Source organism: Serpentinimonas sp. SMBJO2 (assembly GCF_056341105.1).
Map to the genome: position 1 here is coordinate 715881 of NZ_CP150628.1, position 15836 is coordinate 731716.

The following is a 15836-nucleotide window of genomic DNA, read 5'->3' on the forward strand; positions in this document are numbered from 1 at the left end:
CTTGGGCGATTCGCCCGACGCTGAAGGTGCTATGGCGAACGCTTTAGCAGGATTTATGAATCGCCCGCAAGTTGTTCCATAACTCGGCGATGTGCGCATTGTAACGACACCGCTTCCATCGACACCCGATGCTGTTTTTTTTCAGGCTCATGGGGCGGCTGCCGCTGCCGCTGCTGCACGCGCTGGGCTGGGTGCTGGGCTGGCTGATCTGGCTGCTCAGTCCCACCTACCGCCAGCGCTGGCGCGACCACACGGCCCAGGCCGGGCTGACCGGTCGGGTGCGCTGGGCCTCGGTCGGCGCGGCCGGGCAGCAGATGGCGGAGCTGCCGCGCATCTGGTTTGGGGCCCCGGTGCCGCTGCGTTGGGACGGGGCGCAGCACATCGAAGCCGCGCTGCGCCAGGGCCAAGGGCTGCTGTTCCTGACCCCGCACCTGGGCTGCTTCGAGCTCACGGCGCAGGCCTATGCGCAGCGTTTTGGGGTGCAACCAGGGGGACACAGCGGCGGGCAGGCCGGGCAGGCGGACAGCGGCGCGGCCGCCGAGCGCCCGATCACCGTGCTCTACCGGCCACCGCGTGTGGCGGCGCTGCACCCGGTGCTGCAGGCGGCGCGCACGCGCCCAGGCATGTGCAGCGTGCCCACCGATCTGAGCGGGGTGCGCCAGTTGCTCAAGGCGCTCAAGCAGGGGCAGACCGTGGGCCTGCTGCCCGACCAAGTGCCGCCAGCCGGCATGGGGGTCTGGGCGCCGTTTTTTGGCCGCAACGCCTACACCATGACGCTGGCGGCGCGGCTGGCGCAGGTGCCGGGGACGCAGGTGTTGCTGGTCTGGGGCGAGCGGCGGCGCTGGGGCCGCGGCTACGTGTTGCACGTGCGCCCGTGGCTGGAGTTGGTGGGCGCGCCGCTGGCGCACGAGCCGCAGGCCGCAGCGGCGCAGCTCAACCAGGCCATGCAGGCGGTGATCGGGCACTGCCCGGCGCAATACCTGTGGGGCTATGCGCGCTACAAGGGCTAGGCAGAAGGGCTGGGCTGGGGCGCTGGAGGCGCAACCGGGGCAGCGGTGGCCTCGGTCGCAGCGGGGGTTTCCGGGTGGGCCCAATCCCAAATCTGGATCGCGGTTTCTTCCAGCCCGAGCTTGCTGCTGGCCGAAAACAGCTGCGCGCTGCCGCCGGCGGTTTGCAGGCGCGCCACCGACAAGGCTTTGGCCGCCTCCTGCCGGTTGAGCTTGTCGGCTTTGGTGAGCAGCACCCTGAAGGCCAGCCCTTGCTCCACCCGCCGACGGATGACCTGCAGCAGCGCTTCATCCAGTTCGGTCAACCCCAGGCGCGCATCGCACAGCAGCACCACGGCGCGCAGGTTGGGCCGGCTCACCAGATAGTTGGCCATCACCTCTTGCCAGCGCCGCTTGGCCGCCTGCGGCACCGCCGCGTAGCCGTAGCCGGGCAAGTCGGCCAGCACGGCGTCGGTCAGGCCCTGCTTGCCCAAGGCAAACAGGTTGATGCTCTGCGTGCGTCCCGGGGTTTTGGAGGCAAACGCCAGCCGCTTTTGCTGCGTCAGGGTGTTGATGCAGGTGGATTTGCCGGCGTTGGAGCGGCCGACGAAGGCGATCTCGGGCAAAGTGGCGTCGGGCAGGTGCTGCAGTTGCGGTGCTTCGGTCAGAAAACGCGCCGTGTGCAGCCATGCCATGGCGGCCTTGCCGGCTTCAGAGGGAGGGGTCACTGGAGTAAAGGGTGTGGTTGTTTGAAGCGGGCAGCATACGGCATTGTAGAATCGCGCGAAAATCTGCTGTGCTCGTGGCTGCGTGGGCACTTTCCCCCTTTTTTGCCGTTGACTTCCGAATCCGACATGAAATCTTTCGTCACGCTCATCGGGGCCGCCGCGTTGGCTGCTTTCTCGTTCACTGCCTCGTTTGCACACGCCCAGGCGGCGCGCTCCGATAACGTGCCCAACATGGCCCGCGGCGAGCAAATTTATATGCAGATGTGCATGGCCTGCCACGGCGTGGCTGGCAACTCGACCATGGCCGAGAACCCCTCGCTGGCGGGCCAGTTCCACGAGTACACGCTCAAACAGTTGCGCGACTACAAGTCGGGCAAGCGCCAGAACGCCATCATGACCGGTTTTGCGGCCGCACTCACCGACGACGACAAGCGCGACGTCTCGCACTGGCTGGCGCGCCAGACCCCGGCCCCCAACTTCGCCCGCGACCCGGAGCTGGTGCGCGAGGGTGAGCGCATCTGGCGCGCCGGTTTGGCCGACCGCAACATCGCCTCGTGCATGGCCTGCCACGGCCCGGCCGGGCGCGGCATGCCGGCGCTGTATCCGCGGCTGGCCGGCCAGCACGCCCGCTACACCGCCGACCAAATGAAACAGTTCCGCACCGGTGCCCGCGGCAACAGCCCCGAAATGGCGCGCATCGCCCGCCACATGACCGACCGCGAGATCGAGGCCGTGTCCGACTTCATCGCTGGCCTGCGCTGAGCCCCAGGCCCGTAGCGCACAGCCCGACCCAGGCCCCTCCTGAAAGAGGGGTTTTTTGTTTGAATATCAGTCTTGGTTTATTTAGTGTCGACAATCGCCCCACTCGGGAACCTCCAGCGCCCTGCGCGTCACTAAGCTACGCCCAGCTCGACCGAGCCCCAACCCCTACACTGGTTTGCAACTGATGAGTGTTTCTACTGCTGGCATCGTCATCGAGCGTGGCTCGCCGCTGGTGCGCGATCTGATCGAGTTGTTGTCGTCGATGCGCTTTGCCATCGCGCTGCTGACGGTGATCAGCATCGCGTCGGTCAGCGGCACCGTGGTGCTGCAAAACGAGCCCCTCAACAACTACATCAACCAGTTCGGCCCGTTCTGGTACCGGGTGTTCGAGATCATGGGCATCTACACCATCTTCAGCGCCTGGTGGTATGCCCTGATGCTCTTGTTCCTGGTCACCAGCACCTTGTTGTGCGTGGTGCGCACCTCGCCCAAGATGCTCAACGACATTCGCCAGTTCAAAGAGGACATGCGCGAACAAAGCCTCAAGGCCTTCCCCTTCAAGGCGCGGGCCGAACTCGCCGAAGCGGGCGAGGCGGCGGCGCAGCGCATCGGCCAGACCCTGCTGGCTTCGGGCTGGAAAGTGAAGCTGCAGCGGCGCGAGACCGCCGCCGGCGTGGGCTGGATGGTGGCAGCCAAGGCCGGGGCCTGGAACAAGCTGGGCTACATCCTGACGCACTCGGCGATCGTGGTCATCTGCGCCGGGGCCTTGCTCGACGGGCGCCTGATGGTGCAGTTGCACACCCTGTTTCTGGGCAAATCCATCTTCGAGGGCGGCGGCCTGATCTCGGACGTGCCCGAGCAGCACCGCCTGAGCGATTGGAACCCCACTTTCCGTGGCAGCATCCTGGTGACCGAAGGCGCCAACACCGGCACCGCCATCATCCCGCAGCCGGGCGGGGTGCTGTTGCAAGAGCTGCCGTTTTCCATCGAGCTCAAGGACTTCATCGTCGAGTACTACGACACCGGCATGCCGCGCCTGTTTGCCAGTGAAATCCTGATCCACGACAAGTACACCGGCGAGATCATCCCCAAGCGGGTCGAGGTCAACCACCCGGCGCACCACCGCGGCGTCACCATTTTCCAGGCCAGCTACGACGACGGTGGCTCGCTGGTGCAGCTGCGCGGCCTGCCCATGGGCGACGGCGCAGCGCCGTTCACGCTCGAGGGCCGCATCGGCCAATCGACCACGCTGCACCGGGGTGGCGAGACCTTCACGCTCGAGTTCACCGATTTCAACCTCTACAACGTCGAGAACCTGGCCAACACCCAGACCGCCGGAGCGGCCGCCGCCGCCAGCGGCTTCAGCTTGCAGAACGCGATCACGCAGCGCCTCGGTTCGGCGCACCGCACCGTGGCACCGGCCGACTTCCAGAACGTGGGCCCGAGTTTCACCTACCGCCTGCGCGACGCCGCCGGCCAGGCGCGCGAGTTCCACAATTTCATGTTGCCGGTCGATCTCGACGGCCGGCGCGTGTTCGTGCTGGGTGTGCGCGAGACCGAGGCCGAGGACTTCCGCTACCTGCGCATCCCGGTCGACGACAGCGACAGCCCGGACGGCTTCCTGCGCCTGCGCGCCGCGCTGGCCGACCCGCTGCTGCGGCGCGAGGCGGTGCGGCGCTACGTGGCGGCGGCAGCAGCCGGCCAGCGCGTCGAGCTGCAGCAGGCCCTGATGCTGTCGGCGCAGCGGGCGCTGGACCTGTTTGCCGGCCAAGACCCCGAAATCGAGCACCTGCCGCGGCGCGACATGCCCGTGCTGGCTGGGCTGCAGGCGGTGTCGGCCTTCCTCGAGGTCAACGTGCCCGAACCCGAGCGCGAGCGCGCCGGCGATCTGATGCTGCGCATCCTCAACGGCAGCCTGCTCGAGCTCTACCAGATCACGCGCGAGCGTGCGGGCCTGAACCCAGCTCCGCTCAACGAGCAGACCGCCAGCTTCATGACCCAATCGGTGCTGGGGCTGAGCGATTCGTTCTTTTACCCCGCGCCCATCACCTTCCTGATGACCAGCTTCGAGCAAGTCGAGGCCAGCGTGTTCCAGGTCGCGCGCGCACCGGGGCGCAACATCGTGTACTTCGGCTGCCTGCTGCTCACACTGGGCATGATCGCCATGCTTTACGTGCGCGAGCGCCGGGTCTGGGTTTGGCTGGCGCCCAAACCCGACTCCGATACGCTGGAAGCCACCATGGCAATGTCGTCCAACCGTAAAATTTCCGACAACGACCGCGAGTTCGAGCAACTGCGCCGTCACCTCCTCAACCAGCAACCCGAGGCCAGCACATGAGCACCGCCACGACCACCGCGACGCAAACCATCGAGCTGAAAAAGAGCGACGGCACGCAGCCCATGCGCGCGGGCTACTTTGCCCGCCTGAATGCCTGGGACTGGTTTTTCGCTGCCTTGGTGCTGGGCGGCCTGACCTACAACTACTTCCTGTTCCAGCCCTACCTGGACCAGTACGAGATTTTCGTGCTGCTGCTGCTGGCGCCGAGCTGGATTGCGCTGGCCTGGTTCTGGCGCCCATTCAGCTACCTGAGCGTGGTGGTGGCGGCCTTGTCGCTGTTCGCGATCTGGCTCTACCAGGTCGACGGCGTAGGCCAGTACGCGCGCGCCGAAGAGGTGTTCCTGCTCAAGTTCTTCCTCGCCAGCCAGACCGCTGTGCTGCACATGAGCCTGCTGCTGCTGGCCAGCACGGTGTTTTACTGGGTCGGGCTGCTGTCGCGCGGCAGCGGCACCGGCTTCGAGGAAATCGGTGCCAAGATCGCCTGGGTGGCGGTCACCATGGGCCTGGTGGCGTTCTGCGTGCGCTGGTACGAGACCTATTTGCACAACACCGGCCTGGGTTACATCCCGATCAGCAACCTGTACGAAGTGTTCATCATGTTTGCCTGGATGACCACGCTCTACATTCTCTACTACGAAGACCGCTACCAAACGCGCAAGGTCGGCGCTTTTGCCATGCTGGTGGTGACGGCCTCGGTGGGCTTCCTGCTCTGGTACATGGTGTCGCGCGAGGCGCACGAAATCCAGCCGCTCATTCCGGCGCTGCAAAGCTGGTGGATGAAGCTGCACGTGCCGACCAACTTCGTCAGCTACGGCACCTGGACCATCGCCGCCATGCTGGCCTTTGCCTACCTGCTCAAGCAAAGCACCTTCACCATCCGTTGGTACAAGCTGACCCCGGTGTGGCTGCTGGCGGGGCTGTTCTTCCTGGAGCCCTTCCTGTTTGGCGTCTACACCCTGGCCCCGGGTGAGGTCGGCTACACCACGGTGCTGGGCATCAGCGACTTCTGGGCCGTGTACGTGGGCGTGGCGATCCTGGCCGTGGGCTTGATCATCATGGCGCGCGACCGCTTTGCGCACAAGCTGCCGTCGCTCGAGGTGCTCGACGACATCATGTACAAGAACATCGCCATCGGGCTGCTGTTCTTCACCATCGCCACCATTCTGGGCGCGCTGTGGGCCGCCGAAGCCTGGGGTGCCTACTGGAGCTGGGACCCGAAAGAAACCTGGTCGCTGATCAGTTGGCTCACCTACGCCGCCTGGTTGCACATGCGCCTGGTCAACGGCCTGCGCGGCACCGTGGCCGCTTACTGGGCCATCGCCGGTTTTGCCGTTACCAACTTCACCTTCTGGGGCGTGAACATCTTCCTGAGCGGCCTGCACAGCTACGGCGCGCTCTGAGGTACTAGAGCCCGAGCTCGGGCCCAAGCTGGTCGGCCAGCGTTTCGCGCCGGCGTATGAGGCGTGCGCTGGCGCCACTGACCAACACCTCGGCGGCGCGGCCCCGGCTGTTGTAGTTGCTGGCCATGCTGGTGCAATAGGCCCCGGCCGAGCACACCGCCAGCCAGTCGCCGGGCTGCACGGCCAGCAGGCGCTCGCGGCCTATCCAGTCGCCACTCTCGCACACCGGCCCGACCACTTCGTAGCATTGCGCCGCCTGAGCCGGGCGCAACTGCAGCGGCACGATGGCGTGGTAGGCCTGATACAGCGCCGGCCGTGGCAGGTCGTTCATGCCGGCATCGATGACGAGGAAGTTTTTGGCCTGCCCGGGCTTGAGGTAGAGCGCTTCGGTCAGGCACACGCCGGCATTGCCCACCAGCGAGCGCCCCGGCTCGAGCACCAGCCTCAGGCTGCCAAAGCCGCGCGCCTCCATGCGCTGCAGCACCGCAGCGAACAAGGCGTCGGCCGCCGGTGGGCGCTCGTCGAGGTAGGTGATCCCCAGGCCACCGCCCAGATCGAGGTGTTCGAGCGCGATGCCTTCGGCCTGCACGGCCGCCACCAGGTCGAGCACGCGCTCGAGCGCGTCGAGGTAGGGCGCGCTGTCGGTGATCTGCGAGCCGATGTGGCAGTCGATGCCGACGATGCGCAGGCCCGGCAACGACGCCGCGCGCCGGTAGGCGGCCAGGGCCTCGGTGTGCGCGATGCCAAACTTGTTGCTTTTGAGGCCGGTCGAGATGTAGGGGTGGGTGCGGGCGTCCACGTCGGGGTTCACACGCAGGCTCAGCGGCGCGCGCAGGCCCAGTGCGCAGGCCTCGCGGTTGAGGGCCTCGATCTCGGGCAGGCTCTCGACATTGAAGCAACCGATGCCAGCCTGCAGCGCCTGGCGCATTTCGGCGCCGGTCTTGCCCACGCCCGAGAACACGATGCGCTCGGGCGCCACGCCGCTGTGCAGCGCCCGCTGCAGCTCGCCGCCCGAAACGATGTCGAGCCCGCAGCCCGCTTGCACCAGGGTCTGCAGCAGGGCCAGGTTGGGGTTGGCCTTGACGGCGTAGCAAATGAGCGCTGGGCGCCCTTGCAGGGCGCGCTGGTAGGCGCCGAGCGCGGCCAGCAGCGCAGCCTGGGAATAGACGAACAGCGGCGTGCCGTGCTCGCGCGCCAGTTCGGCCAGCGCCAAGCCTTCCACCCACAACTGGCCGTCGGCGTAATGAAAAAAGGGCGAACCCGGCACCATCGGTGCCGCAGGGTAGGGGGCTGACATGGGTGGTTTGGCTAAAAAGCTGGGCTGTGGCAGGCGGGCTGGCGCGCAGGGGCGCAGGTGCGCTTAGGTTTGAGGGGCCGATTCGGCTGCGCTGGGCAAATACAGCGGCCCCTTTTGGCCGCAACCCGCCAAGGCCAGCGCCAACAGCCCCACGCAGGCAGCCAGGCACAGCAGCCGCAGGGCGGTGGGCAAGGCCGCCGTGCGCCCACCAGGCATCGAGCCTACAATGCCGTTTGAATCATGCATGGCGCGATTGTAATGAACGACACCGATTACCTGAACCACGCCGAAGCCCTGCTGCGGGCGGTCGAGCGCTGCTGCGACCGCGTCAACGACGAATCCGAGGTGGACATCGACAACCAGCGCGTCGGTGGCATGGTCACGCTGGTGTTTCGCAACGGCAGCCAGATCGTCATCAACCTGCAAAAACCCCTGCACGAGGTCTGGATGGCAGCGCGCAGCGGCGGCACCCACTACCGCTTCGATGGCCAGCAGTGGCTCGACACCAAAGGAGCGGGGGAGTTTTACGAGCGCCTCTCGCAAGAGGCCAGCGCCCAAGCCGGGGCGGCGCTGCGCTTCAGTTCGGGCGGGTAAACAAGTCCAGGATGTTGCGCCGGTCTTCGGCGGCCATGGGCGGGGCGATTTCGGCTGCGCCCCCTGGCGCGGTGTCGGCATCGGCCATGCCCAGCGCAGCCACACCCAGTCCTGGGCCAAACTCCTCGTAGTACCACTCACCCCCGGCCACCATCAGCCCGGCGGGCGCGCTCGGCTGTTGCACCGGCACCCCGGCCAGCGCCTCGCGCATGAAGTCGATCCAGATCGGCAGCGCCAGCGAGCCGCCGGTGGCGTTGCGCCCGAGGTTGCGCGGTGTGTCGTGGCCCATCCAGGCCACCGCCGACAGCGTCGGGTGAAAGCCGGCAAACCAGACGTCGACGGCGTCGTTGGTGGTGCCGGTCTTGCCGTACAGGTCGGGGCGGCGCAGCGTGGACTGGACCCGCGCTGCGGTGCCGCTGCGCGTGATTTCACCCAACAACTGGGTCATGACGTAGGCATTGCGCTCCGGGATCACGCGCTGCGCGTGTTCGAGCCCGCGCGCCGGCGCCTGCATCAGCACCTTGCCATCGTGGTCGGTGATGCGGGTGATGAGCACTGGCGGGGTGTAAAACCCCCCGTTGGCAAACACGCCGTAGGCGCTGGCCAGCTGCAGCGGCGTGACGGCGCCGGCCCCCAGCGCCATGGCCAGAAAGGGTGGGTGGCGCTCGGCCTGGAAGCCAAAGCGCGTCAGCCACTGCTGGGCGTTGCTCGGCCCCACCGCCTTGAGCACGCTGATCGAGGGGATGTTGCGCGAGCGCGCCAAGGCCGTGCGCACGGTCATCGGGCCCTCGAACTGGCCGTCGTAGTTGCGCGGCTCCCAGGCCCGGCCGCCAGTGGCGGCGGCGCTGAAGAACAGCGGCGCATCGTTGACCAGGGTCGAGGCCATGACGCCGTGCTCGAGCGCAGCCGAATAGATGAAGGGCTTGAGCGCCGAGCCCGGCTGGCGTTGCGACTGGATGACGCGGTTGAACTGGTTGCGCTCGAAGTCGAAGCCGCCCACCAGGGCCCGGATCTCGCCATTGCGCGGATCCGTGGCCACAAAAGCGGCTTCGACCACCGGTTTCTGGGTGATGGCCCAGCGTTGTTGCGCGTCGCGCACCAGCCGCACCACCGCGCCGGGACGCAGCTGCAGGTGCGGCGGCGCGTTGGCGGCCAGCCCAGAGCGCACCGAATCGAGGCCGGTGCCCGTGACCTCGATCGGTTCAGCCTCGCCGCGGCTGAGCAGCACCCGGCGCGCACTGGCTTCGAGCACCACGGCGGTGACAAAGCCGTTGAAGTCGGGGAATGCCGTCAACGCCGCGTCGATGGCGGCTTCGCGCGCTGCGGCCGGCGCCGGCAGTTCGATGAAATGCTCGGGGCCGCGGTAGTGCTGGCGGCGTTCAAACTGGATCACACCCTGGCGCACCGCACGCACCGCAGCCCGCTGCTGGTCGGCGTCGATGGTGGTGTAAACCCGCAAGCCACGCGCGTAAGCGGCTTCACCGTACTGGGCAAACACCTGCTGGCGCACCATTTCGGCCACGTGGTTGGCGTGGATGAACTGCTCGGGGTTGAGTCGGCGCAGCTGCAGCGGCTCGTCCCGCGCCGCCTGCGCCTGCTCGGCGCTGATGAAGCCATTGGCCAGCATCTGGTCGATGATGTGCAATTGGCGGATGCGGGCGCGGCGCGGGTTGCTGATCGGGTTGAAGGCCGACGGGGCTTTGGGCAGGCCCGCCAGCATGGCCGCTTCGGCCACGGTGAGTTCGGCCAGCGGCTTGCCAAAGTAGGTCTGCGCCGCCGCCGCAAAGCCATAGGAGCGGTGCCCAAGGAAAATCTGGTTCATGTAGATTTCCAGAATTTCTTCCTTGCTCAGCAGGCGTTCGAGCTTGAACGTGAGCAGCACCTCGTAGAACTTGCGCAAAAAGGTGCGGTCCTTGGTCAGGAACATGTTGCGCGCCACCTGCATGGTGATGGTCGAGGCGCCCTGGCTCAAGGGGTCGAACACATTGGCCAGCGCCGCCCGCGCCACGCCGCGAAAATCCACCCCGCCGTGCTCGAAAAAGCGCTCGTCCTCGATCGCCAGCACGGCCTGGATCATCAACGGCGGGATTTCGGCATAGGGCGTCATGTTGCGCCGCTCCTCGCCAAACTCGCCGATCAGCTCGCCACCGCGGGCATAGACACGCAGGGGCAATTTGGGGCGGTAGTCGCTCAGGCTGGTGACGTCGGGCAGCTTGGGGTAGGCCAAGGTCACGGCGATGCCCAGCAACACCGCACCCGCGAACGCGGCCACCGTCATGGCGACGAGGGCGGTCACGACAATCGACTTCAAACGACGCGCCAAACCGACAGGCTTCAGACTGGTGGAGGAAGCCCGATGCGGGTCGGGCGCAGGCGAGCGAGGCGGGGTGGCGGACATGAATTCCTTTGCGGCAGCAGGCCCGATTATAAAAAAAGCCCCCCGATCGTGCCGCCGCCTGCCTTGGAGTCTGTGAAAGTTTGTAAACTTGCAAGAATTGTGGCGCCGCTGGGCCCCACAGGAACAGCGGTTTTTTTGCAACGACGGCCCAAACAGTGCTGCCTTGAGGGCCTGCTTGATGCTAGGATTGATACATGCGTTTTTTTGTGTCGAACCTTAACTGCTCTTGGGGGTAAATTTGGTCTCAATCGGAACGCTGCTTCGTCGGGAGCCTGCGCCCTTGCTGGGGATCGACGTCAGCATGAGTACGCTGCGGCTGGTTGAGTTGCAGCGCGATCGCTCCGGCCAATGGGCGGTGTTGCACTGCGCCGTCGAGCCCTTGGAGCGCGGCTGGATCAAGGACGGCAACATCGAGCAATTCGACCCCGTGGCCGCGGCGCTCAAGCGCCTGGTGCTCAAGTCGGGCAGCAAGACCCGCAACGTCGCCTTGGCCCTGCCGGGTTCGGCCGTGATCACCAAGAAAATCAACCTGCCGGCCGGCCTGAGCGAAGACGAACTGGAGCTGCAGGTCGAGTCCGAGGCGGCGCAGTACATTCCGTTCCCGCTGGCCGAGGTGAGCCTCGATTTCTGCGTCATCGGCCCGGCGCCCAAGCTGCCCGATTTTGTCGAGGTGCTGCTGGTGGCTTCGCGCAAAGAGAAGGTCTCGGACCGCCAGGGCTTGGCCGAGGCGGCGGGCTTGGTGCCGGTGCTGCTCGATGTCGAGTCCTTTGCCACCAGGCTGGCTGCGGCAAGGGTGATCGAGGCGCTGCCCAACCGAGGCCAGAACATGCTCATCGCCCTGTTCGAGTTGGGTGCGCAGACCTCGAGCATGCAGGTCATCCGCAACGAAGAAATGGTCTATGAGCGCGAGCAAAACTTCGGTGGCAGCCAGTTGACGGCGTGGGTGGCGCGCCATTATTCGATCTCGCCCGAAGAGGCCGAAAGCAAGAAAAAATCCGCTGCCCTGGCACCCGATTACCAAGAGGCCGTGCTCGCGCCCTACCTCAATCAGCTCGGCCAAGACATCGGTCGCGCCCTGCAGTTCTTTTTTACCAGCACCCCACACAACAAGGTGGACTACGTGTTGCTCTCGGGTGGGGCCGCAGCGGTGCCTGGGCTCGAGGTCGCGGTGATGAACCAAACCTCCTTCCCCTGCAAGGTGGTCAACCCCTTTGAGGGCATGGCGCTGCCGGCGGCCGTGGCCTCGGGCAAGGGCCTGGACAGTGGCACGGCGTTCTTGGTGGCCACCGGTCTGGCCATGCGCAGGTACTCCTCATGATCGCCATCAATTTACTGCCTCACCGCGAACTCGCACGCAAGAAAAAGCGCGAGCAGTTCTACCTCAATCTTGGCCTGGCGGTGGGCGCTGGCCTGGTGGCGGCGGCGCTGGTGTATGGTTTTTTCCAGATCCAGATCGGCGCGCAACAGCAGCGCAACCAGTTCATTCAGGCCGAAATCCAAAAGCTGGACGTGCAAATCCGCGAAGTGGCCACCTTGCAGCAAGAGCTCGACGGCCTCAGATCGCGCCAGGCGGCAGTGGAAAGTCTGCAAGCCGGGCGCAACCTGCCCGTGCATCTGCTCGACGAGATGGTGCGGCTGCTGCCCGAAGGCGTGCACCTGACTGCGCTGCGCCAGGAAGCCGCAGCCATCACCTTGACCGGGGTGGCGCAGTCGCAGGAGCGGGTGTCGGAATTGCTGCGCAATTTTGGCGGCCGCAGCCCATGGCTGACGCAGCCGCATCTGGTCGAAATCACCGCCGCGACGCTGGCGCTGGGGCCGCGCGATCAGCGCCGCGTGTTCAATTTTTCGGTGCGCTTGACCCTCAGCCCGAATCAGCAAACCAGCCCGCCACAGCCGGCAGGCCAAGCGCCGACTGCGCCAGCCGGCGGCCGGAGTTGAGCGCCGCCGCACCATAGGGGCCTGAGCCGATCATGAGCAAAAAAACCCAACCCGCCTCGTTCGATTTTGCCCGCTGGCAGCAGGGGGTGCGGTCGCAATTCAGCGGGCTCGACCCCAACGACCCCTCGCGCTGGCCCGCCATGCCGCGCCGCTTGCTGCTGCTGGTGGTGGCGCTGGCGGTGCTGGCGGGCCTGTGGTACGCCGTGCTCAGTGGCCTGAGCACGCAGCTGGAGTCCGAGCGCCAGCGCGAGGCGCAGCTGCGCACCGAATTCACGAGCAAGGTGGCACAGGCGGCCAACCTCGAGGCGCTGCGGGGCCAGCTCGAACAGGTGCGCCTGTACGTGAGCCAGCTCGAGCGCCAGCTGCCCAGTCGGGCCGAGATGGACGCCTTGCTCTCCGACATCAACCAGGCCGGCATCGGGCGCGGCATGCAGTTCGAGCTGTTTCGGCCCGGGCAGGTCGAGTTGCGCGATCACTACGCCGAACTGCCGATCGCGGTGCGCGTCAGCGGCAGCTACCATGACATCGGCATGTTCGTCTCCGATGTCGCGCACCTGTCGCGCATCGTCACCCTCCACAACCTGAGTCTGGTGCCGGCAGCCAATCGGCCCGATGTGCTGACCATGGACGCCACCGCCAAGACCTTTCGCTACCTCGACCCCGAAGAGGTGCTGCAGCGCCAGCGCGAACGACAGCAGCAACAGCGCGCCGCCGGGGGCCAGCGATGAGAACGGCCCGGTTTTACCCCTTGGGTGTGCTGCTGGCAGCGGCCTTTGCGCTCACTGCCTGCACCAGCAGCGGCGACGACCTCTCAGCCTGGATGGATCAGCAGCGGGCTGCCGCGCAGCCCAGTGTGGCGCCGGTGCCGGCACCCCAGCCCCACGTACCGCAAGCCTATCAGGGGCTGGGCGCTGTCTCGCCCTTCAGTTCCGACAAGCTCACGGTGCTGTTGCGCGCCGAGGCCGTCTCGCCCGCCGTATCCGGTTTGCTGGCGGCCGAGATGCGCCGCCGCAAGGACCCGCTGGAGGCGGTGCCGCTCGACACCATCACCATGGTGGGTTTGTTGCGCCGCGGCAACGAAACCGTGGCGCTGGTGCGCTCAGAGGGTTTGATCCACCAGGTGCGCCGTGGCAACCACATGGGACAGAACTTCGGTCGCATCACCGCCATCAGCGAAACCCAGATCACCCTGCGCGAAATCGCTCAAGACCCGGTCGGCGAATGGGTAGAGCGCACCACCACATTGCAGTTGCAAGAAGGCACCGGCCAATGAACCCGACCCCTTACACCCCATTTCTCCCCAGCCTGCCGCGGCTCGCCCGCAATGCCTTGATCGCCTGCACCTTGATGATGGCGGGGTGGGCGCAGGCGCAGCTGGCCATCCAGGCGCTTACCGCTGCGGCACAAGGTGGCGGCGGCGAGCTCGTGCGCATCCAGACCAGCGAACCGCTGCGCCAACTGCCGGCGGGCTTCAGCATGCAAGCGCCGGCGCGCATCGCGCTCGACATTCCCGGGGCCAGCAACGCCACCGGCCAAAATCTGTTTGAACTCAACCAGGGCAACCTGCGTTCGGCCAACGTGGTGCAGGCGGGCGACCGCACGCGCATCGTGCTCAACCTGAGCCAGCCCGTGGGCTACGAGCTGCGCATCGAGGGCAACACCTTGCTGGTGCAGCTGCAGCCTGGCGCGCAGGCGGCCGTTCCGGTGGCGGGGGGCGCGCTGGGTGCAGCCTTTGCGCCCGCCGGCCCTGCTGTGCGCACGCAACCGCTGGCCGACATCGACTTTCGCCGCGGTGCACAAAACGCCGGGCGGGTGCTGGTCGAGTTGGCCAACAGCCAGGTCGGCGTCGATGTGCGCCAGCAGGGGCGCAACCTGGTGGTCGAGTTCCAGCAAAGCTCGCTGCCCGAAGGCCTGCGCCGGCGCCTCGACGTGAGCGACTTTGGCACCCCGGTGCAAACCGTCACCGCCACCCAGGTGGGCGACCGGGTGCGGCTGCTGGTCGAACCCACGGGCAACTGGGAGCACAGCGCCTTCCAGACCGACAACCGGTTCGTGCTCGAGGTGCGCGAGGTGCGCCAGGACCCGAACCGCGTTGGGCAGGCGCCGCAGTTCACCGGCGACAAGATCTCGCTCAACTTTCAGAACATCGAAGTGCGCGCCTTGCTGCAGGTGATTGCCGACTTCAGCAACTTCAACATCATCACTTCCGACACCGTCACCGGCAGCCTGACCATGCGCCTGCGCGACGTGCCGTGGGACCAGGCCCTCGACATCGTGTTGCAGGCCAAGAACCTGGGCCAGCGCCGCACCGGCAACGTGATCTGGGTGGCGCCGCGCACCGAAATCCTGGCCAAGGAGCGCGAAGTGCTCGAAGCCGCACAGGCCATCCGTGGTCTGGAGCCGGTGCGCACCCAGAGCTTCAGGCTCAACTTTGCGCGCGCCCAGGAGGTGGCCACGCACCTGACCACGGCGGTGGGCACGGGCGATGCGCAGGTGCGCATCCTCAGCCGCCAGGGCTCGGTGTTTGCCGAGCCGCGCACCAACCAGTTGTTTGTCACCGACATCGCGTCCAAGCTCGAAGAAATCCAAACCCTGATCCAGACTCTGGACGTGCCGATGCGTCAGGTGTTGATCGAAGCCCGCATCGTCGAAGCCGAAGACAGCTTTGGCCGCAACCTGGGCGTGCGTTTCGGCGGGCGCATTGCCGACCCGGTGACGCTGGCGCGGCACCGCGGCAACGAGATGCAGACCACGCTCGGTTTCGGTACCATCGGTGCCACCGGCGCGGGCAATGCCAACGTCACCAACATACCCACGCCCACCATCGGCTCGGGCACCTTTGCCTTTTCGCTCTTCAACCCGAGCGTGACGCGCTTGCTCAACCTTGAAATCGAGGCCAGCGAATCGGACCGGCGCCTCAAGACCATCGCCAGCCCGCGCGTGGTCACGGCCGACCAGCGCGAGGCCACGATCGAAGACGGCCGCAAGATCCCCTTCCTGCGCCGCGACGAGGACGGCAACACCACGATCGAATTCATCGACGCCTCGCTCAAGCTGGTGGTCACGCCGCAGATCACTCCGGATGGGGATGTGATCATGCAGCTGCGCGTCAACAACGACACACCGATCGTCTTCAATGGCCAGACCGCAGTCCAGACCAAGAGCGTGCAGACCCAGGTGCTGGTGGAAAACGGCGGCACGGTGGTGATCGGTGGCATTTACACCCAGGAAGAAACCAACAACCAGGCCCGGGTGCCGGTCTTGGGCGAGCTGCCGGTGCTCGGCAACCTGTTTCGCAGCAACCAGACCTCGACCCGGCGCACCGAGCTGCTGGTGTTCATCACACCCCGTGTGCTCACCGAAATGTCTGCCCTGGGGCCCAGAAGGTAGGGCGC

At 66.4% G+C, this 15836-nt stretch carries 15 protein-coding genes; 11 read left to right on the top strand and 4 right to left on the bottom strand.

From position 1 onward, the window contains the following. Positions 1–128 precede the first annotated feature (128 nt). Positions 129–1010, top strand: coding sequence for an LpxL/LpxP family acyltransferase (locus AAAZ40_RS03220; protein ID WP_476661140.1), 882 nt, complete (start codon positions 129–131; stop codon positions 1008–1010). On the opposite strand, the gene yihA is transcribed toward AAAZ40_RS03220, so the two are convergent. Continuing rightward, on the bottom strand, positions 1007–1672 hold the full coding sequence (yihA, locus tag AAAZ40_RS03225; RefSeq protein ID WP_476661673.1) for a ribosome biogenesis GTP-binding protein YihA/YsxC: 666 nt from the start codon (positions 1670–1672) through the stop codon (positions 1007–1009). The two genes, AAAZ40_RS03220 and yihA, sit on opposite strands and share 4 nt — an antisense overlap. Here yihA and AAAZ40_RS03230 point away from each other — a divergent pair. From AAAZ40_RS03230 to ccsB, 4 genes are all read left to right on the top strand, one after another. Further along, on the top strand, positions 1614–1739 hold the full coding sequence (locus AAAZ40_RS03230; RefSeq protein WP_476661141.1) for a hypothetical protein: 126 nt from the start codon (positions 1614–1616) through the stop codon (positions 1737–1739). The two genes, yihA and AAAZ40_RS03230, sit on opposite strands and share 59 nt — an antisense overlap. Positions 1740–1840: 101 nt before the next feature. After that, the gene (locus AAAZ40_RS03235) at positions 1841–2476 is read left to right on the top strand and encodes a c-type cytochrome (RefSeq protein WP_476661142.1); all 636 of its coding nucleotides are present in this window, start codon (positions 1841–1843) and stop codon (positions 2474–2476) included. Between the two features lie 184 nt (positions 2477–2660). Beyond that, entirely contained in the window at positions 2661–4814 is a 2154-nt protein-coding gene (locus AAAZ40_RS03240; protein WP_476661143.1) for a cytochrome c biogenesis protein ResB, read from the top strand. Continuing rightward, positions 4811–6214 (top strand): c-type cytochrome biogenesis protein CcsB, encoded by a 1404-nt coding sequence (ccsB, locus tag AAAZ40_RS03245; protein ID WP_476661144.1) that lies wholly within the window; start codon positions 4811–4813, stop codon positions 6212–6214. The genes AAAZ40_RS03240 and ccsB overlap by 4 nt, the downstream gene beginning before the upstream one ends. 4 nt (positions 6215–6218) lie before the next feature. On the opposite strand, the gene lysA is transcribed toward ccsB, so the two are convergent. Then, positions 6219–7511, bottom strand: coding sequence for a diaminopimelate decarboxylase (gene lysA, locus AAAZ40_RS03250; protein WP_476661145.1), 1293 nt, complete (start codon positions 7509–7511; stop codon positions 6219–6221). A gap of 63 nt (positions 7512–7574) precedes the next feature. Beyond that, positions 7575–7757 carry an LPS translocon maturation chaperone LptM gene (lptM, locus tag AAAZ40_RS03255; protein WP_476661146.1) on the bottom strand — a complete coding sequence of 61 codons (183 nt, stop codon included), beginning with the start codon at positions 7755–7757 and terminating at the stop codon, positions 7575–7577. A gap of 12 nt (positions 7758–7769) precedes the next feature. Between lptM and cyaY the strand changes: the two genes are divergently transcribed. Further along, positions 7770–8105: an iron donor protein CyaY gene (cyaY, locus tag AAAZ40_RS03260; protein ID WP_476661147.1), complete on the top strand. Its 336-nt coding sequence runs from the start codon at positions 7770–7772 to the stop codon at positions 8103–8105. On the opposite strand, the gene AAAZ40_RS03265 is transcribed toward cyaY, so the two are convergent. Next, positions 8089–10383, bottom strand: coding sequence for a penicillin-binding protein 1A (locus AAAZ40_RS03265; protein ID WP_476661674.1), 2295 nt, complete (start codon positions 10381–10383; stop codon positions 8089–8091). The two genes, cyaY and AAAZ40_RS03265, sit on opposite strands and share 17 nt — an antisense overlap. Before the next feature lie 358 nt (positions 10384–10741). Here AAAZ40_RS03265 and AAAZ40_RS03270 point away from each other — a divergent pair, with 358 nt between their 5' ends. The 5 genes from AAAZ40_RS03270 to AAAZ40_RS03290 are packed head-to-tail and all read left to right on the top strand — an operon-like array spanning position 10742 to position 15831. After that, positions 10742–11821: a pilus assembly protein PilM gene (locus AAAZ40_RS03270; RefSeq protein WP_476661148.1), complete on the top strand. Its 1080-nt coding sequence runs from the start codon at positions 10742–10744 to the stop codon at positions 11819–11821. Beyond that, positions 11818–12441, top strand: coding sequence for a PilN domain-containing protein (locus AAAZ40_RS03275; protein WP_476661149.1), 624 nt, complete (start codon positions 11818–11820; stop codon positions 12439–12441). Before AAAZ40_RS03270 ends, AAAZ40_RS03275 begins: the two co-directional genes overlap by 4 nt. 32 nt (positions 12442–12473) lie before the next feature. After that, positions 12474–13169: a type IV pilus inner membrane component PilO gene (locus AAAZ40_RS03280; RefSeq protein WP_476661150.1), complete on the top strand. Its 696-nt coding sequence runs from the start codon at positions 12474–12476 to the stop codon at positions 13167–13169. Continuing rightward, positions 13166–13714, top strand: coding sequence for a pilus assembly protein PilP (locus tag AAAZ40_RS03285; RefSeq protein ID WP_476661151.1), 549 nt, complete (start codon positions 13166–13168; stop codon positions 13712–13714). The genes AAAZ40_RS03280 and AAAZ40_RS03285 overlap by 4 nt, the downstream gene beginning before the upstream one ends. After that, positions 13711–15831: a type IV pilus secretin PilQ gene (locus AAAZ40_RS03290; RefSeq protein ID WP_476661152.1), complete on the top strand. Its 2121-nt coding sequence runs from the start codon at positions 13711–13713 to the stop codon at positions 15829–15831. Before AAAZ40_RS03285 ends, AAAZ40_RS03290 begins: the two co-directional genes overlap by 4 nt. Positions 15832–15836: the final 5 nt, after the last annotated feature.